This window comes from Paenibacillus sp. S-38 (assembly GCF_049942825.1).
GTDB lineage: Bacteria > Bacillota > Bacilli > Paenibacillales > NBRC-103111 > Paenibacillus_G.
Genome location: NZ_CP187970.1, coordinates 7,384,793 through 7,410,517, shown reverse-complemented (window position 1 = coordinate 7,410,517; position 25,725 = coordinate 7,384,793). Strand labels below are relative to the sequence as shown.

General features: G+C 59.1%; 18 protein-coding genes. 14 read left to right on the top strand and 4 right to left on the bottom strand.

Features of this window, described 5'->3' with window-relative positions; translation table 11 throughout:
- The first annotated feature begins 24 nt into the window (after positions 1 to 24).
- The 5 genes from ACP26L_RS32250 (at position 25) to ACP26L_RS32230 (ending at position 4,887) form a co-directional block, all read left to right on the top strand.
- Positions 25 to 2,004 (top strand): cbb3-type cytochrome c oxidase subunit I, encoded by a 1,980-nt coding sequence (locus ACP26L_RS32250; RefSeq protein ID WP_426449693.1) that lies wholly within the window; start codon positions 25 to 27, stop codon positions 2,002 to 2,004.
- Complete coding sequence (gene cyoC / locus ACP26L_RS32245) at positions 2,004 to 2,624, top strand: cytochrome o ubiquinol oxidase subunit III (RefSeq protein ID WP_426449692.1); 621 nt, start codon at positions 2,004 to 2,006, stop codon at positions 2,622 to 2,624. The genes ACP26L_RS32250 and cyoC overlap by 1 nt, the downstream gene beginning before the upstream one ends.
- A gap of 1 nt (position 2,625) precedes the next feature.
- Entirely contained in the window at positions 2,626 to 2,958 is a 333-nt protein-coding gene (cyoD, locus tag ACP26L_RS32240; protein WP_426449691.1) for a cytochrome o ubiquinol oxidase subunit IV, read from the top strand.
- A 133-nt stretch (positions 2,959 to 3,091) separates the two neighbouring features.
- On the top strand, positions 3,092 to 3,733 hold the full coding sequence (locus ACP26L_RS32235; RefSeq protein WP_426449690.1) for a TraX family protein: 642 nt from the start codon (positions 3,092 to 3,094) through the stop codon (positions 3,731 to 3,733).
- Between the two features lie 71 nt (positions 3,734 to 3,804).
- Positions 3,805 to 4,887: an S-layer homology domain-containing protein gene (locus tag ACP26L_RS32230; protein ID WP_426449689.1), complete on the top strand. Its 1,083-nt coding sequence runs from the start codon at positions 3,805 to 3,807 to the stop codon at positions 4,885 to 4,887.
- Positions 4,888 to 4,937: 50 nt separating this feature from the next.
- Here the strand turns inward: ACP26L_RS32230 and ACP26L_RS32225 are convergent, their stop codons facing one another.
- The gene (locus ACP26L_RS32225) at positions 4,938 to 5,174 is read right to left on the bottom strand and encodes a DUF6953 family protein (RefSeq protein ID WP_426449688.1); all 237 of its coding nucleotides are present in this window, start codon (positions 5,172 to 5,174) and stop codon (positions 4,938 to 4,940) included.
- 327 nt (positions 5,175 to 5,501) lie between these two features.
- Here ACP26L_RS32225 and ACP26L_RS32220 point away from each other — a divergent pair, with 327 nt between their 5' ends.
- Positions 5,502 to 6,593 carry a lactonase family protein gene (locus tag ACP26L_RS32220; RefSeq protein ID WP_426449687.1) on the top strand — a complete coding sequence of 364 codons (1,092 nt, stop codon included), beginning with the start codon at positions 5,502 to 5,504 and terminating at the stop codon, positions 6,591 to 6,593.
- Positions 6,594 to 6,795: 202 nt separating this feature from the next.
- Here ACP26L_RS32220 and ACP26L_RS32215 read toward each other — a convergent pair whose 3' ends face one another.
- The 3 genes from ACP26L_RS32215 to thrS form a co-directional block, all read right to left on the bottom strand.
- Positions 6,796 to 7,332 carry a CBO0543 family protein gene (locus tag ACP26L_RS32215; RefSeq protein WP_426449686.1) on the bottom strand — a complete coding sequence of 179 codons (537 nt, stop codon included), beginning with the start codon at positions 7,330 to 7,332 and terminating at the stop codon, positions 6,796 to 6,798.
- 262 nt (positions 7,333 to 7,594) lie between these two features.
- Positions 7,595 to 9,046 (bottom strand): amidase family protein, encoded by a 1,452-nt coding sequence (locus ACP26L_RS32210; protein WP_426449685.1) that lies wholly within the window; start codon positions 9,044 to 9,046, stop codon positions 7,595 to 7,597.
- A gap of 154 nt (positions 9,047 to 9,200) precedes the next feature.
- Positions 9,201 to 11,135: a threonine--tRNA ligase gene (gene thrS / locus ACP26L_RS32205; protein WP_426449684.1), complete on the bottom strand. Its 1,935-nt coding sequence runs from the start codon at positions 11,133 to 11,135 to the stop codon at positions 9,201 to 9,203.
- Positions 11,136 to 11,824: 689 nt separating this feature from the next.
- Here thrS and ACP26L_RS32200 point away from each other — a divergent pair.
- The 8 genes from ACP26L_RS32200 to ACP26L_RS32165 all read left to right on the top strand — a co-directional run bounded on the left by ACP26L_RS32200 (position 11,825) and on the right by ACP26L_RS32165 (position 25,541).
- Entirely contained in the window at positions 11,825 to 12,463 is a 639-nt protein-coding gene (locus ACP26L_RS32200) for a LysE family translocator (protein WP_426449683.1), read from the top strand.
- 199 nt (positions 12,464 to 12,662) lie between these two features.
- The gene (locus tag ACP26L_RS32195) at positions 12,663 to 13,841 is read left to right on the top strand and encodes an IS110 family transposase (RefSeq protein WP_426449682.1); all 1,179 of its coding nucleotides are present in this window, start codon (positions 12,663 to 12,665) and stop codon (positions 13,839 to 13,841) included.
- Between the two features lie 1,637 nt (positions 13,842 to 15,478).
- The gene (locus tag ACP26L_RS32190; RefSeq protein ID WP_426455182.1) at positions 15,479 to 17,182 is read left to right on the top strand and encodes an ABC transporter ATP-binding protein; all 1,704 of its coding nucleotides are present in this window, start codon (positions 15,479 to 15,481) and stop codon (positions 17,180 to 17,182) included.
- A complete protein-coding gene (locus tag ACP26L_RS32185) occupies positions 17,175 to 19,034 on the top strand; it encodes an ABC transporter ATP-binding protein (RefSeq protein WP_426449681.1) in 1,860 nt (619 codons plus the stop codon). Before ACP26L_RS32190 ends, ACP26L_RS32185 begins: the two co-directional genes overlap by 8 nt.
- A gap of 352 nt (positions 19,035 to 19,386) precedes the next feature.
- Positions 19,387 to 20,841 (top strand): extracellular solute-binding protein, encoded by a 1,455-nt coding sequence (locus ACP26L_RS32180; RefSeq protein ID WP_426449680.1) that lies wholly within the window; start codon positions 19,387 to 19,389, stop codon positions 20,839 to 20,841.
- On the top strand, positions 20,838 to 22,655 hold the full coding sequence (locus tag ACP26L_RS32175) for a cache domain-containing sensor histidine kinase (protein WP_426449679.1): 1,818 nt from the start codon (positions 20,838 to 20,840) through the stop codon (positions 22,653 to 22,655). Before ACP26L_RS32180 ends, ACP26L_RS32175 begins: the two co-directional genes overlap by 4 nt.
- A gap of 21 nt (positions 22,656 to 22,676) precedes the next feature.
- Entirely contained in the window at positions 22,677 to 24,284 is a 1,608-nt protein-coding gene (locus ACP26L_RS32170; RefSeq protein ID WP_426449678.1) for a response regulator transcription factor, read from the top strand.
- Positions 24,285 to 24,479: 195 nt separating this feature from the next.
- Positions 24,480 to 25,541 carry a YrpD family protein gene (locus ACP26L_RS32165; RefSeq protein WP_426449677.1) on the top strand — a complete coding sequence of 354 codons (1,062 nt, stop codon included), beginning with the start codon at positions 24,480 to 24,482 and terminating at the stop codon, positions 25,539 to 25,541.
- Positions 25,542 to 25,725: the final 184 nt, after the last annotated feature.

Genomic DNA, 25,725 nt, shown 5'->3' with positions numbered 1-25,725 from the left:
AAACCAGCGAAAGGAAGTCCTCCCATGCTCGATAAGATTCAAGAGTTCGCATCCGAGTTTTTCGTTACCGGGGACCCGCTGATCCTGGGGGCGCAAGTCAGCATCGCGATCGCGATGGTGGCCATCGTGTTCGTCCTGACCTACTTCCGCAAGTGGGTCTGGCTCTGGCGCGAATGGCTGACGACCGTCGACCACAAGCGGATCGGTATCATGTATATCATTTGCTCCATTCTCATGCTCTTCCGCGGCGGGGTCGACGCCCTGCTGATGCGTCTGCAGCTGGCCGTGCCGAATGCGGAATTCCTGCATCCCGAGCACTATAACCAGATCTTCACGACGCACGGCGTCATTATGATTCTCTTCATGGCGATGCCGCTCATGTTCGGCTTGTTCAACGTCATCATGCCGCTGCAGATCGGCGCGCGTGACGTAGCTTATCCGTTCCTGAACGCGCTGAGCTTCTGGCTGTTCTTCTTCGGTGCGATGCTGTTCAACGTCTCGTTCATCATCGGCGGTTCGCCGGATGCCGGATGGCTCGCTTACCCGCCGCTGTCAGGTCTCGAGCACAGCCCGGGCGTAGGCCAGAACTTCTATATCTGGGGGATTCAGATCTCGGGTATCGGTTCCCTCGCGACAGGCATTAACTTTATCGTCACGATCCTGAAGATGCGCGCACCGGGCATGACGCTGATGAAGATGCCGATGTTCACCTGGTCCGTCTTCTCCAGCTGTATCATTATTATCTTCGCGTTCCCGATTCTGACGGTTACGCTGGCGCTGCTCTTCCTGGACCGCTTCCTCGGCGCGCACTTCTTCACGCTCGACGGCGGGGGCAATCCGATGATGTATATCAACCTCATCTGGATGTGGGGCCACCCGGAAGTATACATCGTCATTCTGCCGGCGTTCGGGATTTTCTCCGAGATCGTCGCGACGTTCTCCAAGAAGACCCTCTTCGGCTACAAGTCCATGGTCTTCGCCATGTTAATTATTAGCGTCCTTTCGTTCTTCACCTGGGTTCACCACTTCTTCACGATGGGCTCCGGCGCAGACGTCAATGTATTCTTTGCGATCACCACGATGGCGATTGCCATCCCGACCGGCGCCAAGGTCTTCAACTGGCTGTTCACGATGTACCGCGGGCGGATCAAGTTCACGACTCCGATGATGTGGACGATTGCCTTCATTCCGTGCTTCGTGGTAGGCGGGATGACCGGTGTGCTGCTCTCCGTAGCGCCTGCCGACTTCCAGTTCCACAACAGCTACTTCCTGATCGCGCACTTCCACCAGGTCCTGATCGGCGGCGTGGCGTTCGGTTACTTCGCCGGGCTGTACTACTGGTGGCCGAAGATGTTCGGCTTCAAGCTCAACGAGCACCTCGGCAAATGGGCCTTCTGGCTGTGGAACATCGGCTTCTACGTCTGCTTCATGCCGCAGTACTTCCTGGGTCTTGACGGGATGACCCGCCGGATCAGCACCTACGACTTCGACATGGGCTGGGGCCCGCTCAACATGGTCTCCACCGTGGGCGGCTTCCTGATGGGGATCGGCTTCATCTTCCAGGTATGGCAGATTGCTTACAGCATTAAGTATCACGAGAAAGACGTCACCGGCGATCCGTGGGACGGCCGTACGCTCGAGTGGTCGATTCCTTCACCGGCACCGGTATACAACTTCGCCGTAACGCCGCACGTCGAGCATGTCGACGACTGGTGGGAAACGAAGCAGAAGCGGGCAGCCTCCAAAGGCACAACGAAGGAGCCTCGTCCGGTTTATCAACCGATTCACATGCCTGAAAATTCCGCGATTCCGTTCGTGAAGTCCGCACTCTGGTTCTTCGTCGGCTTCGGCTTCGTCTGGGATTGGATGTGGATGGCGATCCCGGCCCTGATCGGCGTAGGGATCTGCATGCTGGCCCGTTCGTTCACGTATGATGACGATTATTATATCCAAGTAGACGAAATCGAGCGGACTGAGGCCGCGCTGAGAGGAGGAAAGGCATAATGGCACAAGCACACGCTGCCGCCAAGGGCGGGCACGACGACCATCACGATCACGGCCATCATGACCTGGAATCGATGAAGACGTTCGGCTTCTGGCTGTTCCTCATCACCGACTGTATTCTCTTCGGCACCTTGTTCGCCACGTATATCGTGCTTCACGGCAATACCAACGGGGGACCAACCCCGGAAGAGCTGTTCCAGATGCCGATGATCATTGCCGAAACGTTCATTCTCCTGACGAGCTCCTTCACGAGCGGTCTCGCAGTCCTGGCCATGTACCAGGGCAAAGTGAAGCAGCTTATCGGCTGGCTGATCGTTACCGCACTGCTCGGCGCGTCCTTTGTCGGTCTTGAGGTCACCGAGTTTATCCACATGGTGCACGAGGGAGCGACGATCTCCACCAGTGCGTTCCTCTCCGGCTTCTTCGCGCTGGTAGGCACCCACGGTCTGCACGTTTCGCTGGGTCTTTGCTGGATGATCGGCCTGATGATTCAGCTCAGCCGCAGAGGCATTACGCCGGTTACCAAACGCAAGGTCGAAGTCATCTCCTTGTACTGGCACTTCCTTGACGTGGTCTGGATCTTCGTTCTTACGGTCGTCTATCTTATGGGGGTGATGTAAAATGGCGCAGCAGCATCATAGCGATACCGCCTCTCACGATGCGTCCCACGGCTCCCTGAAGTCGTATGTGATCGGCTTCCTGCTCTCGATCGTGCTGACGATCATCCCGGTAGCCGCGGTCATGAACCATATGCTCGAAGGCAAGGCGCTGCTGGTTCTCATCCTCGCGATGGCGATCCTCCAGTTCGTGGTGCAGCTCGTCTTCTTCATGCACCTGAAGGAAGGCGAGAACGCGCGGTGGAACATCATGGCGCTGATTCTCGGACTGATCATCCTGCTGACGATCGTCGCAGGCTCGATCTGGATCATGACGTACAACCAAGTCGCTCATTAAGCTCCACCGTTTACAACCAACCAAGACAGCCTCCGCGACGGGGGCTGTTTTTTTGTTGAAATTCCTCGTGTTTTGGCAGAAAGGAAAGCGGGTGTAATATACTAAGGGAAACAGACCGGCAAGGAGGGAGTTCATGCAGTGGATCGCGATGATGACAATGCTCATCGATCATATCGGCATCGTGTTCTTTAAGGGGGAACAGGTGTGGCGCTGGATCGGACGGCTGGCCTTCCCGCTGTATGCCTATGGCATTGTGACGGGTTACCGGCATACCCGCAGTCTGCCGAGGTATGCGAAGCGGCTGGCGGTGACGGCCGCGCTGGCGCAGGTGCCTTACCTGTATGCTTTCGGCTTCATGCAGGTGAACGTGGTGGGCTCGTTTCTCTTCTGCATCGGAGTGCTGTACCTGCTCGACCGGACGCAAGAGCCTGCCCAGCGGGTGCTGATCATTGCGGCGGGGCTTCTGATCATCTCAGTGCTTCCATTCGAGTATGGGGGCTACGGTCTGCTGCTCGTGCTGATCTACCGGTACGCGGAATCGGCTTCACGGATGTTCCTCGGACACCTGCTGCTCAATATGCTGTATTACGTCCTGATGCCGCTTCAGATGCTGAGCATTGCGGGCACGCTGATCATCATCTATGCCTGGAAGCAACGTCCGGAGCTGGCACAGAGATCCGCACCCTCGTGGCTGTGGCGGGGGTTCTATCCGGGTCATCTCCTGCTGCTGAGCATCGCGGCGGCCGTTCGCCGGGGGCTGTTAGCCAGTTCCTGATCCGGTCCTCTAGGCAGGGACGTGCAACTTTTGCTGTCGAATCAGCGTTTGGATAGGGGAGGAGTTGCCGGATGAACTGGAAGAAAATGTGCGGGGTGTTCTCCGCGGCCGTGTTGACCTTTGCGCTCTTGGTGCCTGCCGGAGGGCTGCGGGCTGCGGAGCAGAAGGCGGGTGCGGATGGCGCAAGATATCATGTGCTTCAAGGATCAAGGCTTACCCTGGAGGAACGGTTCCTGGAGTTGAAAAAGCAGGGGACGATGGAGGGGGACGGGAGCGGGTCGAACCTTGAGGGAACCACGAACCGTGCCCAGCTCGCCAAGGTGCTGGCGAAGCTGCTGGAGCTGCCGGAGGCCCCGCAAGCCGCGTCGGTCTTCGGTGATCTGGAAGACCACGCTTGGGCCCGGGGCTATATCGGCGCCGCGGCACAAGCGGGGCTTATGGGCGGCACGGCTGCAGACCGGTTCGCCCCCGGCGCGCCGGTAACGCTGGAACAGCTGGCGGCCGTCTTCGCCCGCGCCTTCGGACTGAAGCCGGCGGGCGGGGAGGATGCCATCGCCCAGTATTCGAAGGTATCGGGCTGGGCCGCGGTGGAGCTGGATGCCGCCTATGCGGCGGGGCTGATCGGCACGACCGGCGATTACACGGTGGTTGCCAAGCGAAGCGACCTCGTGGCCTCCGTCTATGCGGCCCATGCCCGCAAGGAGAATTTTCTCGGCCGAAGCTGCGGCCGAGTTTTGTCCGCCGAGCCTTACGACCGGTGCCAAGTCAGCGTGGGCGATAAGGTGGGAGGCATGACCGTGACGGAGATCGATTACTGGGCGGATAATGATGAGATCTTCGGTTACAAGATCCGCTTCCAGGCTCCTCAGCCTGTACAGGTCAGCGGCACCTACCGGATCGTACCGGGGGAAGATGAGTTGCCGGAGCATGTCGTCTTCCAGGCCGCGGCGGGGGATGCGGGCCGTATTCCGGTGCCGGTGCTGAAGTGGGGCTCGCCGGACATCGTCGACAAGTTCAAGTCATACGATACGACGGCAGACCAGGGGGGCGTGACGATTGCCGTGTCGGATTATGAGGATCTGCTGTTCCCTAAGGGAGGCATTCCGGACAGCACCCAATCTGTGGAGCTGGCGGCTGCTCCGCCTGCATCATAAGGAAGGGCGAACGGCAGGGTTGGCAGAGGAGAGGAAACGGCAAGCTAGGGCTAGGTCCAGCCCCAGAAGAAGCCGTCACGGTCCCATGCGGCCTTGCCGCCGTGCAGCTTTTTGAAGATCTTCTTCACTTCCTTGTCGATCGACTCGTTGCCATTCTCATTTACATAGATGAAGCTTTCGCCGAACCGGCTCCGGATATGATTCACCGCGTCCTGCTGGTAGAGGATGCCGGCTTCCTTCAGCTCGGCAAGCATCCAGCGGGCCGCTTCTTCTGCTTGATGTTCCATGGGTTACGCTCCTTCGGCTGCGGATTAATGTCGTACACTCGCTCTTAGTATACCTTATCGGAGGCCTGCCTTGTCCAATCGGCGGGCTTTTCGAGCTGGAAGCGGCACAGAAGCCGGGTGTTCTTCTCCTTGCGGTTCGGGTCGAAAACAGGTGCGTGGAGCGCGAAGAGAGGCTGCTGGCAGGTCGAAACGGTACGCTTGCCGCTGTCATATTTTCCGGGAAATAATGGGCTCCTCATGCAGGGGATTATCGTTTTGAGGGAAGGGTGTGGTACTCTATACAGTGAGGAATATCCAGTGAATATAAGGAAAGAGGGGAAATGCGAGATGACAGTGGAACAGCAAAACATGCTTGTGTTCGTCGGTTCCTATGCGGAAGCCTCCGGCAGCGGGGTATATGTCTATGCGTTCGACGAGGAGAAAGAGGAGCTTGCGCTGCTCGATTCGGTATCCGGCCTCAAGAATCCGACCTTCTTGAATCTGGATGCGGAGGGGCGCCGGCTATATTCGCTCGCCGAGGGCGTGTCGGATGACGGTGCGAAGGTAGGGGAAGCCGTGTCGTTCGACATCGACACGAAGGCCGGACGCCTGTCGGAGATCGGCCGCGGGATCGGCGTGGACGCGCCGGCCTGCCATATCCAGCGTGTCGGCTCGGGACGGTACCTTGTCCTGACGAGCTATCATGGAGGCCGGATCGGGCTCTCGGCGCTTGGGGAGGACGGCCGGATCGGCGGGCTGCTGGATACCCAGCAGTATGAAGGGCATGGACCGCACCCCGATCGGCAGGACCGCCCGCACCCGCATTCGGCCAACCTCAGCCGTGACGGCCGGTTCTTGTTCGTGCCGGACCTCGGGATGGACCGCATCCGGATCTATACGTTGGATGAGCAGAAGGACGCGCTGATCTACCATGGCGAAACGCCGACCCACCCCGGGGCCGGGCCGCGTCATATGGCGTTCCACCCGGACGGGAAGCTCGCCTTCTCGATCAATGAGGTGGATTCCACGATTACTTCCTTCCGGTATGACAGCGAAGCGGGAACCCTGCAGGAGATCGAGCATGTGCCGACGCTGCCTGAGGGCTTTACGGAAGAGAATACGTGCGCGGAGATTGCCGTATCCGAGGACGGTCAGTTTCTCTACGGCTCGAACCGGGGCCACGACAGTATTGTCGTATTCCGGATCGACCGGGAGAGCGGCCGGCTGACGCTTGTCGAACACGTCGCGACAAGAGGGGGGCACCCGCGTCACTTCGCGCTGCTGCCGGGCGGACGCTATCTGCTCGCCGCGAACCGCGATTCGGAGAACAACCTGGTGCTGTTCCGTGTCGACCGGGAGAGCGGGCGGCTGGAATTCTCCGGCCATGCCGTTACCGTGTCGAAACCGGTGTGTGTCCAGGCGGCATACTTCCCGCAGTAAGACGGGCGGGTCGAGCAGGACAAGCCCATGAAGCGCCGTCGGCAGCGACGGTCTATGTGCACACAGCAAGCCGGCAGCTCTCGAGCGTCTGGCGCGTGCCGACCCACAAGCAAAGCCCATCCCGTACCGGGATGGGCTTTGCTGCGAGGCGACCGGCAAGCACCGCCGCGCCGGGAGTTGTCTCGAAACACCGGACAGCGCTTCACCTGGCTTTGGGCCGGGGGAACAGGCGCGTCAGCTTGAGAGCCCGGGGAAGCGGCTTGACCGGCCCGCCGTCAGGAGGATCCTGCTTGGAGATCCGTTCGGCGTACAGGAACAGATTCGTAACCCAGCGTGACAGGCAGAGGATCGTGAGGTAGCCGGCGAACAGATGAAGGCAGCCGGTACCATGATTGAAACGGAAGAGGTCGAAGGCGACCATAGCCGGTTTGAACAGGAATGAAAGGAAGAGGCAAAGCGCCGTACCGTAGATATAGTAGTTTTTGCCGAAGTTGATTGTCCATTGATACATGAACAAGTAGAGTACCGGAATCAGCGAGGTGTCCAGCGGCAGATTGACGGAGAGAAAAGGGACCGCTTTGTACGGATAGATCCACAATCCGTGCATGATGCCATAGACATCAATGTAAGTGAACAGCATATGCACGCAGAAGCCGTAGAACCCGAGCAGGAACGCCTTGCCGCGGTCGATATAGAGGAAGAGCGCAAGAAGCGGAACGGCCAGCAGGGCGATCTCCACCCAGAACTGCCAGGTGCCTGCGTGCGAATAAGAGAACCAGTAATTCCAGGTGGCCTCCGAGGTGAGCTCATGAAGCTTTGTTATCCGTTACGTTTGGTCTGTCGTCATTCGATCTGCTCCCATCGTGTTATGGTGCGGATGGTTCGTAACTAAGGTTTCCATATCAAGAAGGAATTATGAGGCCCTCCCTGAGATTCTATAAGGTACAAAAACAGCCTGCCCGGAAGACCGGGTAGGCTGTACGTGTAAGTTGCGCTGCTTGTTAATGGAGTAGAGGCGGAATCCGGCGGGGCTGCAGCTGTTCGAACGCATACGCCAGTCGGATTAACAGGGGCTCGGCATAAGCCGCACCGGTGAACATTACGCCGAACGGGCTCCCATTCCGGAGGTAGCCCCCCGGCACCGAGATGGAAGGATAGCCGGCCTTGGCGCCTAGATCGTCCCCGGCGGTCTGCGGGAAGAGAAGGGCATCGAGCCGGTGCTCCTTCATGACCCGGTCGATGCCCTCCGTGCGTGCCAGGCGGAGATCCGTCAGCCGGTCGAGCAGATACCGGGGCTCGGTCAGCCGGCCGGAGGTCTCCTCCGCCCACAGCAGGGTGGCCTGCCCGTATCGCAGGGTCTTCTCGGCATGCGCTTCGTTGAAGGCGATGAGCTCCTTCAGCGAGCGGACGGGAAGCCCTTCGGGAAGCCGGCTGAGATACGCGTTCAGGTCCGCTTTGAACTCATACCTCAGTACTTCGGAACGGTGCGAGGCCAGCTCCCGGGCAGACGGGATATCCGCCGGGTCGACCAGATCAGCCCCGGCATGGGCGATGTCCCCAAGAAGCTCCTCGAACCGTGCCAGCTCTTCCCCGGTCAGCGAGTCATGATAGAGCTGCCTGGGGATCCCGATGCGTGCTCCGCGGAGCCCGTCCCGGTCCAGGAAGACCGTGAAGTCGGGCACCTCCTGTCCTGCGGATGCGCCGGTCACCGGATCCGCAGGATCCCACCCGCACAGGATGCCGAGCAGCACGGCCGCGTCCGCTACCGTTCTGGCCATTGGTCCCGCGGTATCCTGGCTGTGCGCCAGCGGGATGATCCCGCTGCGGGAGATGCGGCCCACGGTTGGCTTGATCCCGACGATGGAATGCTGTGCGGCGGGATCAAGGATCGAACCGGATGTCTCGGTGCCGACGGCGACGGCCGTCAGATTGCAGGAGACCGCCGCGCCGCTGCCGCTGCTCGACCCTCCCGCGCAGAAGACGCCCCGGCCGTAGGGATTCAGCACCTGGCCGCCGCGGGAGCTGTACCCGCTCGGCATGCCGCTTGTCATAAAATTGGCCCATTCGGTCATGTTGGACTTCCCGATGATGACGGCGCCGGCTTCCCGCAGGCGGGTTACAAGGAACGCGTCCTGCCGGGCGTAATGATCGGCGAGCGCGAGCGACCCGGCGCTGGTATGCATGGCGTCGGCTGTCCCGATGTTATCCTTGAGCAGCACGGGGATGCCGTGCAGCGGTCCGCAGGCCCGGCCGGCGCGGCGCTCGGCATCCGCAGCCTCGGCCAGCTCCAAAGCCTGAGGGTTCCACTCCAGGATGGCATTGATCTTCGGTCCGTCTTGGTCGAGACGGGCTGTGCGGTCCATATAGAATTGAACGAGATCCAGGGAAGACAGGTCTCCCCGACTCATGCTTTGCCCCATCTCTGTTATTGCCGCCTCTTCGATCTTATGCATAAGACAACCCACCCCCCGTCGGGCCGCAGCCCGGTTATGTGCACATCCATTCTCCATCCGCCTCATTATGTCATGCGGTGGACCGGCCCAACTAGGGAGCAGTTAAGTATATGAATAATGGGCGTCCCAAATCATTTTGCCGCTGCTTATGTTCTCAGACCGATTTCTGACTGATTTCTTTCAGCAGGTGTTCGGTGATGTCCCCCATGGTACGGCCTCCGAGATCGCCCTCGTCTCTCTTGCGGACGGATACCGTGCCGGACGACTGCTCCTGTTCGCCGAGAATGAACATATAAGGCACCTTCTCCAGCTGTGCCTCGCGGATCTTGTAGCCAAGCTTCTCGCTGCGGGCATCGACTTCGGCACGGAGGCCGGCTCCGGCCAGGGCTTCTTGTACCTTGTGGGCATAGCCGGCAAAAGCGTCCGAAACCGGGAGCAGCTTCACCTGGACGGGAGCCAGCCACAGCGGGAAAGCTCCCGCGTAATGCTCCGTCAGGATGCCGATGAACCGGTCGATGGAGCCATACACCGCGCGGTGGATGACCACCGGCCGGTGCTTGAGCCCGTCATCGCCGATATAAGACAGATCGAACTTTTCGGGCATCTGGAAATCGACCTGGATCGTGCCGCACTGCCAGCTCCGCTGCAGCGCGTCGCGGATGTGGAAGTCGATCTTCGGTCCATAGAAGGCACCGTCTCCCGGGTTCAGGCGATAGGTGATCCCGCGGGCTTCGAGCACGTTCTGCAGGGAACGCTCCGCCTCGTTCCACAGCTCCTCCGAGCCCATGGAATCCTCCGGCCTTGTGGACAGCTCGATTTCGTATTGGAACCCGAACACGCTGTAGATCTCGTCGATGAGCTCGATGATGCCGCCGATCTCCCCCTCGATCTGATCCGGCCGGACGAAGAGGTGGGCGTCGTCCTGGCAGAAGGTGCGCACCCGCATCATACCGTTCAGCGCCCCGGAGAACTCATGCCGGTGCACCTGCCCGAATTCGGCGAGCCGCACGGGCAGCTCGCGGTAGGAGTGCAGCCGGTTCTTGAAGATGAGCATATGGCCGGGGCAGTTCATCGGCTTCAGCGCATATGTCGTATCGTCGACATCCGAGAAATACATATTCTCCCGGTAGTGGTCCCAGTGGCCCGACTGCTCCCACATGCGGTTGTTCATCATGAGGGGGGTGCGCACCTCGTCATAGGCGCGCTGCCGCAGGAGCGTACGCTCGAATTGTTCGAGCTCCGTACGGACCGTCATTCCCTTGGGGAGGTAGAAGGGCATGCCCGGCGCTTCCTCGGAGAACATGAACAGCCCGAGCTCACGGCCGAGCTTCCGGTGGTCCCGCTTCTTCGCTTCCTCCAGGAAGCGGAGGTGCGCTTCGAGCTCCGCTTTCGAACCGAAGGCCGTCCCGTAGATCCGCTGCAGCATGGGATTCGCCGCGTCCCCCCGCCAGTAAGCGCCTGCTGTGCTGAGCAGCTTGAATGCCTTGATCCAGCCTGTGGAGGGCAGGTGCGGCCCGCGGCACAGATCCGTGAACTCGCCCTGGCTGTACAGGGAGATCACCGCCTCCGCCGGCAGATCCCGGATAAGCTCCAGCTTCAGCGGCTCCCCGAGCTCCGAGAAGGTATGCAGGGCTTCTTCCCTGGACACTTCCCGGCGGACGATGGGGAGGTTCTCCCGGATGATCCGCTCCATCTCCTGCTCGATAGCGGCAAGATCGGCGGGGGAGAGCGGGCGGTCCAGGTCGATGTCGTAGTAGAACCCGTCCCGGATCACCGGCCCGATCCCTAGCTTCACAGACTGCGGCCCATAGAGCCGCCGGCACGCCTGCGCCATGACATGCGCCGTGGTATGCCGGCTGATCTCCAGCCCGTCCGGCGAGTCCAGCGTGACGATGGTTACGGTGAAGCCTGCCGTCCCTCCTTCTACCTCCAGCCGCCGGTCCAGATCTACCAGTGTTTCGTTGACCCGTCCGGCGACAGCCTTTTTCTTGAGGCCGGAGCTGATCGACTCGGCGATCTCGCGGATCGTGGTGCCCGCAGCATACCTCCTTACCGTTCCGTCCTGCAGTGCCACGCTGATCTCCTTCATGTCTTGTTCCTCCATTTCCTGAATTAGTGTGTTGTGAACGCAAAAAAACGCATCTCGTCCGGTAAGGGACGAGTGCGTTCAGCTCGTGGTTCCACCCTAATTCGACCTGCGCGCTGGATCTGCCGGGGGTTCGCCCGGGAGTGGAGTCGTCGCAAGGTCCTCATGGGATCCGGTATCGGGGATCAGGCGGCTCCGCTTACTGCCGCAGGCGGTCCTGGGGGTTCAGCGGAGCGGCTGCAAAGGGGTAATCCGCTGACGTAACTGAAGAAGCTCGCACCACTCACTTCTCTCTCTGGCAGTCCGTTTCGGGGGATCATGTCTTTGGTCATCGCCGTGCTTTTGAGGTTTGATTATGTATTATACAGGGGCTTTTTTCAATGTCAAGGGGCTAATGCTCGGGGAGGCGTAAAGTCCCATGTCGTAGAGAGAACGGCAGAAAGTAGAAAAAGTCAGGGTTCAACTGCCCTCCTGAATATGATAAGCTTTGCTGGGAGCGGCTCTATGGAGGCTCTCATCCGGCTTTTTGGGCTGGAAACGGGAAGGAGTCATTGGCAGAGGACGCGGCTTGTGTCCGCTGAACATTTCATATACAGGCAGCCGTCGAATCTTCCTGATCACGTGATGGGGGAGGGCCGGCGGCCCGCCTGGCCCATGGGATTGAACCGAATGAACAGGTTGGGGTGAGCGTCTTGGAGTTGTTTTGGTCGGGATTTCTGCTGTCGCTGGCTTTATGTCTGGATCTGGGAATGGTCAATGTCACGATTATGAAAACAGGGGTGGAACGGGGGTTCGTGCCCGCCGTGCTGGTGGGCTTCGGTTCAGGGATCGGAGACCTGATCTATGCGGTGCTGTCGATGGTGGGGATTACGCTGATTCTGGAGCATATTTATATCCGGTGGATTCTCTGGATCGGGGGCACGCTTATCCTGCTCTATCTCGCGTGGCAGATGATCATGTCGGTGATCCGGGTGAAGGAGATCGATCTCGGGGGAGCCGCCAAGGGCAGCCGCCGCGGGTCGGTCAAGGATCTATATATGGGCATAACGCTGGCCCTTGCTTCGCCGACGGCGATTCTCTTTTTTGCTTCGATCGGAGGCAGTGTCATCGCGTCGACAACCGATTCCACGTCTTACGAGGCGCTGATGCTGTTCTTCCTCGGCTTCTTCGTCGCCGGCCTTGTCTGGTCGGCATTCATGGCGGTGGTCAGCTCCCAGGGCGCCAAGCTGCTCGGCGAGAAGCTGACCCGGGGATTCTCGATCGTATCGGCGATCCTGTTCCTGTTCTTCGCGGTCAAAGTATTCCTCGACGGGTACCATACGCTGCTGTAAGCCCGGGGCGCAGGGGACGGAGGGCGCACGGCCGGTTGCCCGGCGGGCGGGAGCCGTATTGCGGCGGGTATGGGGGAGAAGCGCGGGTCAGCCTGGTGGGAGAGCTGGGCGGTGGTTGGTCTCCTGATGGCGATAGTTATAATGAACGAAACCGACTACCTCTTTGCATCACGTAGGTTGAAGTTGGAAATGACTTGGAGTGAATACACCAATCAAATCCAAAACAGAGCTACAAACAAAAAGGAGTCGGTTAGTAATGAGTATGTCCACAAAGTATGTAGGGTTAGACGTATCCAAGGAAAAAATTGCTGTTGCTATCGCCACGGAAAATCGAGATGAGCCTGTACCGTTCTGGGGGACGATTCCACATACCAAAGAGGCCGTGCGAAAATTAGTCAAGCAGCTTGCAAAGGACGATGAGATCAAACTCGACGTTTGCTATGAGGCCGGGCCTACAGGGTTTCAACTGTATCGTTGGTTCCTTGAACTCTTTGTCAATTGCAGCGTCGTTGCGCCCAAAGCATTGGATGGCAACAAGCGCATTAAAACCGACAAAAGGGATGCCATACGTTTAGCGCAGCTCTACAGGGCTAGAGAGTTAACCGAAATCTACGTACCTACACCCGAGGACGAAGCGCTGCGGGATTTGGTTCGGGCCCGGGAGGATGCGGTTCAGGATATGAATCGGCACAAGCAGCGGCTAACGAAGTTCCTGCTTCGGCACCAGCTTCATCCACCGGGCGGCACGAAGTTATGGACATCGGCCTACGAGAACTGGCTGGATACCTTGCGCTTTACGGATGCGTGCGAGGATATCGTCTTTCAAGAATACCGCAACACCATCAGGGAGGCCGCAAACCGGATTGGGCGATACGAAAAGGAAATGGAACGGCAGGCTTCGGCAGGGTGCCAGGCTACCATGATTCAGGCGCTGCAAGGACTTCATGGTATTGCTTTAGTTACGGCCACTACTCTTGCGGCCGAACTCGGAGATCTCGCAGGAAGATTTGCTTTTGCGCCGCAGCTTATGAGTTATTCCGGATTGGTACCTTCGGAAAGTTCAAGCGGAGGCAGCCGCCGGCAAGGGCGAATCACGAAAGTCGGAAATGCGCATATCCGACGGGTACTGGTCGAAGCCGCCTGGACCTATCGGAGCAAACCTGCTGTAAGAAGAGCCCTGCGGGAGAGGCAAAAGGAGCTAAGCTCGGAGATTATTGAGATCTCTTGGAAGGCGCATAAAAGACTGCATCATAAATTTAATAGGTTAAGCTTCAGGGGAAAGAACAAAGGAACCATCGTTACCGCCGTGGCCAGGGAGCTCTTGGGATTTATCTGGGCTATAGCCAAGGAAGTCCAGAAGCAAAGGGCGGCAGCATAATCGCTTGTGTTTGTAATAGAAGTTTGAAAATACGAAGAAGGAGGTGGTAAGAGAACGGATTTGAGGAAGATGCGTTACATTCTTTGGCTCGGGGGCAAAGTACAAAGCTAGGCAGAGAGAAATCCGCGTAGTTCCGCTGCACAAAGCAAGGGAACAGGAGCTTTATGTGCGTTGATAGTTAGCAGGAAACTCTCTGGTCGTATGTAATCACATGTGAGAACCCACGAATATCAGGTTGCCAGCCGGCGCAAAGAACCACTTTGCCCTCGTGCCAAGGAATGTAGACATGTCCCGTTGTTCTCAGGAAAAAACATTGCAGGGAGCACCGCCCCCTGCACCCCGTTACTCGCCGTAAGGCAGGGTCTGACTTGATAGTCAGACACGTATACAAGTATGGGCAGAATGAAGCCGCCTGTCAAAAAGAACACCTTGACAGGCTTAGTTTGGAGTACAAAAAAACAGGGATACGTGCTGGGAGTTGCTCGGTTACGTTCATATCAGCGGAACTCAGGTATCTTATTAAGGCTGGAGTCGGCATCTGCCGGGTGAATGGGGCGGAATAGCGAATCTCAGTTCCTTTATTTCGACAAATCGGCCCGGCAGGAACGATATAGCGCATCTGAGTTCCTTTATCGCGCTGTTGTCATCGGAATCCCTCCCGATGTTATCGGGAGATTCAGTCGGAAAGCACTGCGGGGTGTAGTGCTTTTTTGGTGCAGGCAGGAGAAGTGGACCGAGGACGATTCGTCGAATCAATGGCTGCCGAATCTTCGGATCATGGCGCCCGCGAATCAAAATCTCATGAATCTGCAGTCCGGGGAAGCATCAGCTCCAACAGGTCGAAGCTGCGGGCTTCACCCGATCTTCAGCTTGCGAAGTGCAGCCCCGCGAACCATTAGGACGTCGAATCTAGCGCCAGCGAATCCATCACCCGAACAACAGCCCGTCGAGTCTGTAGTCTGTCGAAGCTCCGGCTCCGGCAGGTCGAAGCTGCCGGCTTCACCCAATCTTCAGCTCGTGAAGTATAAACCCCGCGATTCATCAGGTCGTCGATTCAACGGTCTGCGAATCGGTCTGCGAATCTACTGCCCGCGAATTCGATAGCCCATCAAGTCTGCAGTCTACCAGCTCAACAGGTGCCGGGGATGCAGCTTCAAATCTCCTGCCCCGAAAGTACAGATGCCAAAAGCCGGCAGAGTATACCGCAACGTATCAAAAGCCCAACGAATCTACCCTCTATGAACCTGCCGTTTATGAAGTCAGCAGTCCGCCGAATGTGCAGGATATCATTTCAACAGCTGCAGAAAACTACAGCCTCCGAGTCGAATCCGACGGAACCCTCGCCCGCAGAGTCGGTCCTTGCAGGAACCCGCACCTACCAAATCAAACGATGGCGTGAAGCTTGAATACCTATCCCAGATCTGCGCCTACTTTATTTCACCCTATTAATCCACCGCTCACAAACGAACACCGAACCCACCGCTCCTAACCTTACTATTCCTATAAATAAAATGGGTCAACGGGATAGTTCAAATCTTTAATCTGTTTTATAATGGACAGAACAGATTGGGCAGCATGAGGGGAGAGGTACTTGCGTGCGTACGGTATTTCGGTTTCTTCAGCCTTACCGCCTGTCGATGGCGGCGGCCAGTATTCTGATGCTGGTCGAGCTCGTCGTGGAGCTGTGGCATCCGCTGCTGCTCGCCCGGATGATCGACGAGGGGATTGTGCCCCATGACTTCGGACAGGTGCTCAAGTGGGGAGGTTTGATGATCGGACTCGCTCTGCTGGGCTTTATCAGCGGACTGATCAATACGTTCTATGCGGCCGACGCGAGCCAGGGCTTCGCCCATGATATCCGTCAGGCGATGTTCCGCCGCCTGCAGACGGTTTCGTATGCGGCGTTCGGCCGTTTTCCTGCGTCGACGCTTATTACGCGGCTCACAAGCGACGTCACCCAAACGCAGCTTGCGGTATTCCTCGGCCTGCGCGTCTTCCTGCGCTCACCGCTTGTCATGATCGGGGCGCTGGTGCTGGCCGTGTCGGTGGATGCGAAGCTGGCTCTGCTGCTTCTGGTGGTGACGCCGCTGCTCATTTTCCTGCTCGGGCTCGCGATGAAACGCGGATTTCTCCTGTTCCGGGCGGTGCAGGAGCGGCTCGACCGGATGAACGGCACACTGCTCGAAAACCTGAAGGGCATCCGCCTGATCCGTGCCTTTGTACGGGGCGAGCATGAGAGGGGCCGGTTCGCTGCAGCCAACAGCGATCTGGCCGGCAAGACGACGGCAGCCCTGCGGCTGTCGGAGACGATGATCCCCTGCGTGCTGCTCGTCATGAACCTCAGCGTGCTGGTGCTGCTGTGGCTGGGCAGCGGAGAGATCGGCCGGGGCACGGTAAACGTCGGAGAGGTCGTGGCCGTCGTGAATTATGCCACCCGCATTACGGGGGCATTCGGCATCATCTCGATGATGATCACGAGCCTCTCGCGTGCCCGTGCAGCCGTCACCCGAATGGAGGAGGTGCTCCGGACGGAAGAGGGTACGGAAGCCGCCGCAGACACCGGAGCGGACCGGGAAGGCCGGCTTGAAACGGTGACAGCCGGCACCGTCGAGTTCGACGGCGTAACGTTCCGCTATCCGGATACGGCGTCGCCGGTGCTGGAGTCGCTGTCGTTTCGCGTCGGGGCGGGGCAGTTGGCGGTAATCCTCGGCGCCACAGGCTCAGGCAAAACCTCCCTCCTGCAGCTGATTCCCCGGCTGTACGAGGCCGAGGGGGGCAGGATCCGTATCGACGGCGAGGATCTGCGCCGTTACGAGCCGGAGAGCCTGCGCCGGGCGATCGGCTATGTTCCCCAGGAGGCGCTGCTCTTCGGCGGCTCCGTGAAGGAGAACCTGAGGTGGGGGCGGGAGGAGGCCACCCCGGAGGAGCTGGAGGAAGCGGCGCGCCGTGCCCAAATCCAGGATACGATTCATGACATGCCGGAGGGGTATGACACCGTAATCGGGCAGAAGGGCTCGACCCTGTCGGGCGGCCAGAAGCAGCGGCTGTCCATCGCCCGTGCGCTGCTGCGCCGGCCGAAGCTGCTTCTGCTCGACGACTGCACGAGCGCGCTGGATGCCAGAACGGAGGCGCGGCTGCTCGGCGAGCTGCGGTCGATGTCCTGCACGATCCTGCTCGTTACGCAGAAGATCACGGCGGCACAGCAGGCCGATACGATCCTGCTGCTAGAGGACGGGAAGCTGCTGGCCCAGGGCAGCCACCAAGAGCTGCTGCAGAGCTCCGGCTTATATAGGAGCATCGTACAGTCGCAAGCCAGAGAGGAGCGGGTGAATCATGCTTAAGCTGCCCGGCATACCGGCCAAATACGCGGAGGCGCTTGAAGGGCTGCTGGAGGAAAAAGACGGGCCGGCGGCAGGCCAAGGCAAGCCGAAACCCAAAATCCGCAATCTAAAGTCTACCCTGCAGCGCATCTGGTCCTACCTGGCGGGCGCGAAGCTGATCCTGGTACTGGTGTGCGTACTGGTCGTCGTCAGCTCGGTGCTCAGCCTGCTCAGTCCGCTCTGGCTAGGGATGGCCATCGATACCTACCTTGTCCGGCGGGACGGAAGCGGACTGCTGCTTCTCCTCGGCGGGCTGGCAGCCGTGTATCTCGTGCAGACGGCTGCGACCGTCCTGCAGAACTATCTGATGATCGGCACCGCGCAGCAAGCTGTCGCCGCCATGCGGGCCGACGTGTTCGCGCAGCTGCAGCGGCTGCCGATCCCTTACTTCGCGAAGCGGCAGCATGGGGAGCTCATGAGCCGGTTCACCAATGACATCGACAATGTCAGCCAGACGCTGAGCTCCTCTTTTATCCAGATCTGCTCTTCGGTGATCACCTTCACCGGCATGCTGGCCGTGATGCTGTGGCTCAGCCCGCTGCTGACCCTGATTACAATGACGGTGGTGCCTGTCATGTTCCTTGGGATGAAGTGGATCACCCGCCGCACGGGCCGGCTGTTCCGTGCCCAGCAGAAGGATATGGGCACGTTCAACGGCTTTATCGAGGAGACGCTGTCCGGACAGCTGATCGTGAAGACCTTCGGGCGCGAGGAACAGGTGACCGCGGCGTTCGGGGAACGGAACCGGCGTCTGCAGGCGTCGGCCTATTGGGCGCAGACGTATTCCGGCTTCATCTCCAAGCTGATGATCATGCTCAATAACATGAGCTTCGCGGTCATTGCGGCGGCGGGCGGCGTGCTGGCCTACCAGGGGCTGGTCACCATCGGGGTCATTATCACGTTCACGGAGTACGCGAGGCAGTTCGTCCGGCCGCTGAACGACCTGGCGACCCAGTACAATACGCTGCTGGCGGCGGTGGCCGGGGCGGAGCGGGCTTTCGAGATTCTGGATGAGGAAGAGGAGCGGGATGAGCCGGGAGCCCTCGTCCTGACGGACGTCCGGGGAGATATCGAATTCCGGGGCGTGACGTTCGGCTATGGGGAAGGGGAGCCGACCCTATCCGATCTCAGCTTCCGGGTAAGGCCGGGGCAGACGGCGGCGCTGGTCGGGACGACAGGGGCCGGCAAAACGACGGTGGTCCAGCTCCTCACCCGCTTCTACGAGATCGACGGCGGACAGATCCTGCTCGACGGGCAGGATATCCGAACGCTGCAGCGGAGCAGTCTGCGGCGCATCATGGGCTTCGTCCTGCAGGACTCCGTGCTCTTCGACACGACAATCCGGGAGAACATCCGGTACGGCCGGCTGGACGCCACGGACGGGGAGATTGAGCAGGCAGCAAAGCTGGCCAACGCGCATGGCTTCATCTCCAAGCTGCCCCAGGGGTACGACACGGTGCTGCACCAGGGAGGCAGCGGCATCTCGCATGGGCAGAAGCAGCTGCTGGCGATCGCGAGAGCGATGCTGGCCGACCCGGCGATACTCATCCTGGACGAGGCCACGAGCAGCATCGACACGGTAACGGAGATGCGCATCCAGGAGGCGCTGTCCCGGCTGATGCAGGGGCGTACGAATCTCGTGATCGCCCACCGGCTGAACACGATCCGCGGAGCCGATCGGATCGTCGTGATGGAGCGGGGCCGGGTGGCCGAGCAGGGCTCCCACGAAGAGCTCATGGATCGCCGGGGAGCGTATCACGCTCTGTACGAAGCCCGGGCGCAGGATGAGGAGGCAGGGCCGGAAGCAGGTTAAGAGGGTGAAGGGTGGATAGGCTAAAAGTTTCATATGGCGAAATTGCGCCTCAGGCAGGCCTGCAGTCCATGACTGCAGGCCCTTTCGGCATACGATCATGTGCTCCGAAGCTATCCGGACTCTCCAAATTTCTAGCTATTCCAGCAAGCAATCAGGACATTACAGAAAAGTTACAGAAAAGAAATTTACCGCTTACATTTCCTTTATTTGTGATATGATCGGGAAATAGGGATTCCATATTTGGAAAATTTGCATCAAATTATAGGAAAAGGGGGCTCGTGAAATCAAAGCTCGCTACGATCATCTCAGGATTGTCTCACTGCTCTCGGCAGCGGGGCTGACTTCGTGCTCGGTGCCTGCCTCCCTGCAAGAGGGGATGGTCTCCGGACAGGCCGGTGTGCCCGAGCGGATTTCCATTGTTATTAACAGTCAAGGGGTTCAGTTCCCGCAGGGCCTCGATGAGAACCGTAACCCCTATCTGCAGTATATCGAGGAGAATACCGGGCTCGACGTGCAGGTGAACCTTCCTCCGCAGGAAGGCTATCAGCATACGGTGGAGGCCATGCTGAACGGCGAGCAGGTGCCCGATATGATCAGTATTTCCTCTGACGTGTGGGTCGCGAGGCAGGTGCAGCGCGGGGCACTTCAGCCGCTGGATGAACTGCTGCAGCAGTACGGAGGGGATCTGCTGCAGCGGATCCCGCAGGAGGCTTGGGACCGGGTGCGATTTCAGGGGAAGCTCTACGGCATTCCCAGCATCAACCCGACCTCCGGTGTGGAGCTCATGTATGTCCGCAAGGACTGGCTGGACCGGCTCGGGCTGAAGGCTCCGCGGACGCTGGAGGAGTACCAGGAAGTAATCCGGGCGTTCACCCGGGAGGATCCGGACGGCAATGGGAAGCATGATACCTACGGGCTGGCATTGACCAACCATTTATTTCGGTCTGCGCCGTTCTTCGGCGCTTTTGGTGTGCAGCTGAACCAATGGACCGATAGGAACGGGCGATTGGTGTATTCGAATATTCTCCCGGAAACGAAGGAGGCGCTCCTGTTCCTGGCCAAGCTCTACCGGGAGGGGGGGATCGACCCGGAGTTTCCGCTCATGAACCACAAGAATCTGGCGGAGAAAGTCGAGCAGGGGCGCATCGGGCTCTTCTCGGCAGCCTGGTATGATACGCGGGGGATGATTGCCGGCAGCAAGGTGCGCAGCCCCGAAGCCGAGTGGATTCCGCTGGAGTATCCGACAGGACCGAAGGGGGATCGTGGAGTGTATGCGGCTCCGTGGATCAAAAGCTACCAGGTTATCCCGGCGAAGAGCACCGATGCGGGGGCGGTCGTCCGGTTATTGAATTTTATCGGAGGGGCCGGCTACGAGACCTTGACTCTCGGGTTTCCGAATGAAGTATGGGTGATGAAGGAAGGGCGGATCGTGAGCGACTTCGCCGAGCACGACAAGCATCAATACCGCGGGATTTATGGAGGTCTTGCCGAGGTGGCTGACCCGGAACTGCTCAGAAAGCGTCTTGACTCCTACGGGGTCACGTTCCGGCTGTACGATAACCTGCAGCGGATCGAGCGGAACCTCATACGGGACGCCTATACTGGTCCGCCTACCGAATCCATGGAGCTTTATTCGGAGTCCCTCCTGGCCATGCAGCAGGTCTTTCTCCAGATCATCATGGGAACGGCGCCGCCGGAGGCGTTCGATGCCTATGTACAGGAGTGGAAGCAGGGTGGAGGAGACGCCATCACCGAGGAAGTCAACCGGCAGATGCAGGCGTCCCGGCGGTACGAGGCACAGCGATGAAGATTTGGCATTGGATTCACAGTCGTTATCATGGAAGCACGCAGCTTAGGCTTACGATTTATTTTCTGCTGGTGCTGCTCCCGCTCGTGCTCGTCAGCCTGTATGCCAATGCCCGATCGGAGGAGATTGTGCTTCAGCAGAGCATCCGCCGCACCGAGAGCAGCCTGGGGGCCGTAACGAATTCCATCGATACCGTACTGCAGAATGTAGAGGAGCTGTCACGGCTCGTGGCCACGGACAAGAACCTGGTTCCCATCCTGAATGAAGCGGGGACGGTACTGTCACCGCAGGCGATCTACCGATTCTCGGAGCTGATCGGCAAGCTGTGGAGCGTGACGGCCATCACCCGGACGGTATCGGAAATTTCGGTTTATCACGCAGATTCCGGGACCATCGTGTCTACGCAATCAGGCGCAAGGAAGGTGGAGGACGAATCGCAGCGCGCATGGCTCCAGAGGCTCGCGGCTGACATCGGATCGGGGACGAAATATCTGCTGCCGGAAGACGGTATCCACGGTGGGCGTTCGTTCGGCGACCTGACCGGTACGGACAGCGTCTCCCTGGTACGGGTGATGGATTCCTACAGCAGCCGCCGTCCGCCGAACCTGCTTATCGTCACGCTCAGCAGGAGCCGACTCTATTCCATCATGGAGTCCGTTCTGCCGTCCCGTGACTCCCGGATCTTCCTGTATACGAAGAATGGGGGACTGGTGGCGGGTACAGGGATGGAACGGGAGGCGGCGGAGGCGGCCGTTCCGGGGAGAATTGAGGCGAGGGCGGTATCGCCTCATTTTGGATGGACCCTTCTCATGCAGCAGCCGGAGGCGGAACTCTACGGGGAAACAAGACAGATCCGGCATTTCACCAATCTGATTATTGCCCTCAGTATCCTCCTCTCGGTTCTGATCTCCTGGGGGATCTACAGCCGGATTGCCTGGCCGCTGAAGAGGCTCTCGGACGGAATGCGGGAGCTCAGCGGGGGGAACTATGATCTGCAGCTGCATCACAACCGCAGTGACGAGTTCGGATTCGTCATGAATCTGTACAACCGGATGGCCCGTGACCAGAAGCATCTCATCGAGGATTATTATGAGCAGCAGCTGAGGCTGAGCCATACGGAGCTCAAGTTCCTCCAGTCGCAGATCAATCCGCACTTTCTGTACAATACGCTCGATTCCATCTATTGGTCGGCCAAAAATTACGATGCGGAGGAAATCAGCGAGATGGTGCTGAATCTATCCCGTTTTTTTCGGCTTAGTCTGAACAAGGGCAGGGATGCATTCTCCCTGGAAGAGACGGTCGAGCATCTGCACTACTATGTCCGCGTACAGCAGCTCAGGTATCTGAACAGCTTCACGGTTCTGTACCGGATCGATCCGGGTACGGAGAGGCTGACGGTCCTCAAGCTGCTGCTGCAGCCGCTGGTTGAGAATGCGCTTCAGCATGGGCTCAAAGGAAGGAAGCAGGGCGGCGAATTGACCGTGGGGAGCACGCTGGAGGATGGACGCTTGATTCTCTCGGTTACGGACAATGGGCTCGGTATCGCGGAGGACCGTCTTCACCGGATCCGGGGAGAACTCGGCCGGATCATGGATCAGCCGTCACGGCCGCCATCCTCCGGAGAAGGGGACAACCCGGAGTTCTTCGGGCTCCGCAATGTCTGCGCCCGGGTCCGCATGTTCTATGGACCGGAGGCCTCGATGCGGGTGGACAGTGCCGAGGGGACGGGAACAAGCGTCACGATCCTGCTGCCTCTGGACAAGTGCGGCATTGATGCGTCGGGGCTGCAGGCTGCCGAACGTACGGCAGTGTAAGGAGACAAGGGGGAGAAGGACTTGAAACTGTTGATTGTTGAAGATGAACCGCGCCTGCGGATGAGCCTGACTTGTCACATTCCATGGGAAGAGCGGGGAATTGAGGTGATCGCTTCCGCTTCCGGCGGCGTGGAGGCGCTCTCGTTGATCGGGAGACGGCGGCCGGACCTCATGCTGCTCGATATCCAAATGCCGGATATGGACGGCCTGACCTTAGCCCGGCTCGTGAGGGAAAAGGAACCCGGTATGGCGATGGTCATCCTGAGCGGACACGACAATTTTCAATTCGCCCAGAAGGCGCTGGAGCTCGGCGTATTCAAGTATCTGCTGAAGCCGGCAGGGGATACGGAGATACTGGAGGCCGTGACGGAAGCGGCCGGGCAGCTCCGGCGGCAGAGGGAAGCGAGCCACGAACAGGCCCTGGTGGAATACAAGTGGCACCTGCACCTGCCTTATCTCCAGAATCGGTTCCTCCTGGACTGGCTCAGGGGCCGGTACCGTGCTGAAGAGATCGGCCGGCTGGCCTCCGAGCTGCAGCTGAACCTGCCGCCCGAGGGAAGATTCGCCGTGGCTGTGATCGATCCGGATGAGCCGCCCTCTCCTGGGGAAGGTCTTCCCGCACGTGATGCGTCGGTGCTCGAATACACCTTGGCCCGCATGGCCAAGGAGCAGCTGCAGGAGGGGACCTATTGGATTTGCTCCGATACGCCGGGCTCGGCAGTCCTCTTGTTCGCCCTCCCGGAGGGGGCCGGCGAACAGGAGGGGCTGCTGCAGATTCATACGGCCACTGAGAAAATGCTGGCTCTGCTGGGGAGCATCCTCTCCGTGACGGCTAGCGCAGGCATCTGCGGATCGGCGGGCGGTGCATGTGCTGTGTATGAACTGTACCAGCAGGCCTGCAGCGCGCTGCTTCGGCGCAAAGTCTACGGCGGAGGCCTGGCGATCCCGTACCGGGAACCCGTACAGCCGCAGACAACTGTGCCCGTTCCCGAACCGGCCTCCGAGAAGGCGCTTGAGGTGGCGCTGCAGACCGGAGACCGGGCCAAGGCCAAGGAGGCGCTGGAGTTACTGTGGGAGGCGGCGATGGGGCAGGGGACAGCCGACCCCGAGCAGGTTCATGAGCAGGTGCTGTACTTCAGCTCACTGCTTGTCCGCACGGTACGCAGACAGGGCTGGCTTCTGAAGGATGCGGCGGGCAGCTATTATCCTTACTTTCAGAATATTCACCTGCTCACGACCGCCCAGCAGATTCAGGCCTGGCTGAGCGGGACCGTAGAGCGGATTCTCGATTATGCCGAGGAGCAGGGAAGCCAGGTGAACCACCGGACGGTCAAGTCGATTCTGGAGCTGGTGGAGAAGGAGCTGGACCAGGATCTTACGCTGCATGCCCTGGCCGAGCGCCTGTATGTGAATGCATCTTATCTTAGCCGCCTCTTCAAACAGGAGATCGGCAAGCCCTTCTCGGCCTATGTGCTGGAGCGGAAGATGGAGCGGGCCAAGGCGGCCCTCACCGACGGGGCGAAGGTGTATGATGCGGCGCTCCTGGCGGGATACCGCGATGTGAGCTACTTCACCAAGGTATTCCGTCGATATTGGGGAACCACGCCCGGAACGATGAAGACCTGCTGACGGTAGGGGGCGCAGGGGCTGCAGCCGGGGGCAGGGATATCGCCAAGGGAGCCAGGCGGCGTCATGGAAAGACAAGAGACGTCATCAAACTACCAAAAAAGGCAATGGCTGTCCTCTAATCGAGCTTCGCTCACTCCGGTATACTTGGGTTCAGATCAACCCGATCAATCCCAATCCCAGAGGAGCGTGTTATTGATGAAAAAGAGTCTTGCAGTACTTACCGTAGCGGCGGCAGTCCTGGCTTCCGTTCCCACTTCCCTGAACGTTAGCGCAGCGGCGCCGACAGGTCTGGAGGGCGTGGAGGTCCTTCCGTCCACGACGAACCACAGCACCGCGAAGGTGAAGGAGCTTGTCCAGAAAGGGCGTCAAGTCAGTGCAGACAACGCTTTGAAACGCGCTGCGAAGCTGGGTGTGTCCGCTCAAACAGACGTTACGGAGAAGGATGCGGTGAACTACCTCCTTATCGAAGGCGGCAAGCATTACCTGTATGAGAAGAACGGTCTGGATGGCGCTGAGAAAGTATACGTCTATGATCAGGCTCCCGACACTCAGGCAGCAGCTGTACAAGCGAAGGGACAGGTGACCACCGCCGCCGTCAACCTGCCGGATGGCATCGGAGGCAAGGCGGTTGTGGCGAAGAACGGATCGTATATGAATGCGACGGTACGCACGGCAACCGCTGCACAGCTGACCGGTGCGCCGTCGGGGGCGACCTACATCTATGGCGGATTCAGCGGCGTAGGCAAGGGTTCCAACGGCTCGACCAGTTACCCCGTAGAGGCCGACATGGGATTGCAGTACAGCAATGCATACGGGTATGTGAAATGGACGCCGATTCTCAGTTATTATAATGGAGTGAAATCCAACGGTTCTTTCCTGGCTTCCTATGACAAAGTACAGTACAAGAACGGCTTCAAGGGCGGTGTCGACCTGAATCTGACGACTTACCGGAACTACAACGGCAACACGCGTCTGTCCATCAGCGGCACAGCGGAGTGTCCTGACATGGCCTGCACGTCCCAAACGGATACTTACCTGACTTCCGTCATGGAAGTAGCGGGCACGAACGTTTCGAGCGTGACCAAGTGGAAAATGCTTGCTACCATTGCGGGCTCCGAAACGATAACCGGCAAGAACTACGCCCAATTCAAGAACGTGAATGTGGACGGCGTAAGCCAAACGCCAACCATTGAAGCGGAGGACTACGCAACGGTAACCGTCAGCGGAAGCACCGTGACGATCAACGTTTCCCGTTAAACTGCAGCAGCCGCACTCCTTCCCGCCAAGAGGGGAGGGAGTGTTTTTTTATGGATATGCGGCGACTAGTTGGATCAAGGACTGCTCTATACATAGGATACACCGTCTCGAGGTGACCGCCGCCATCGGGGCTTTTTGACATGCGTGCGGAATTTTATCGAAAATGGAGATTGCACTTTCTGCG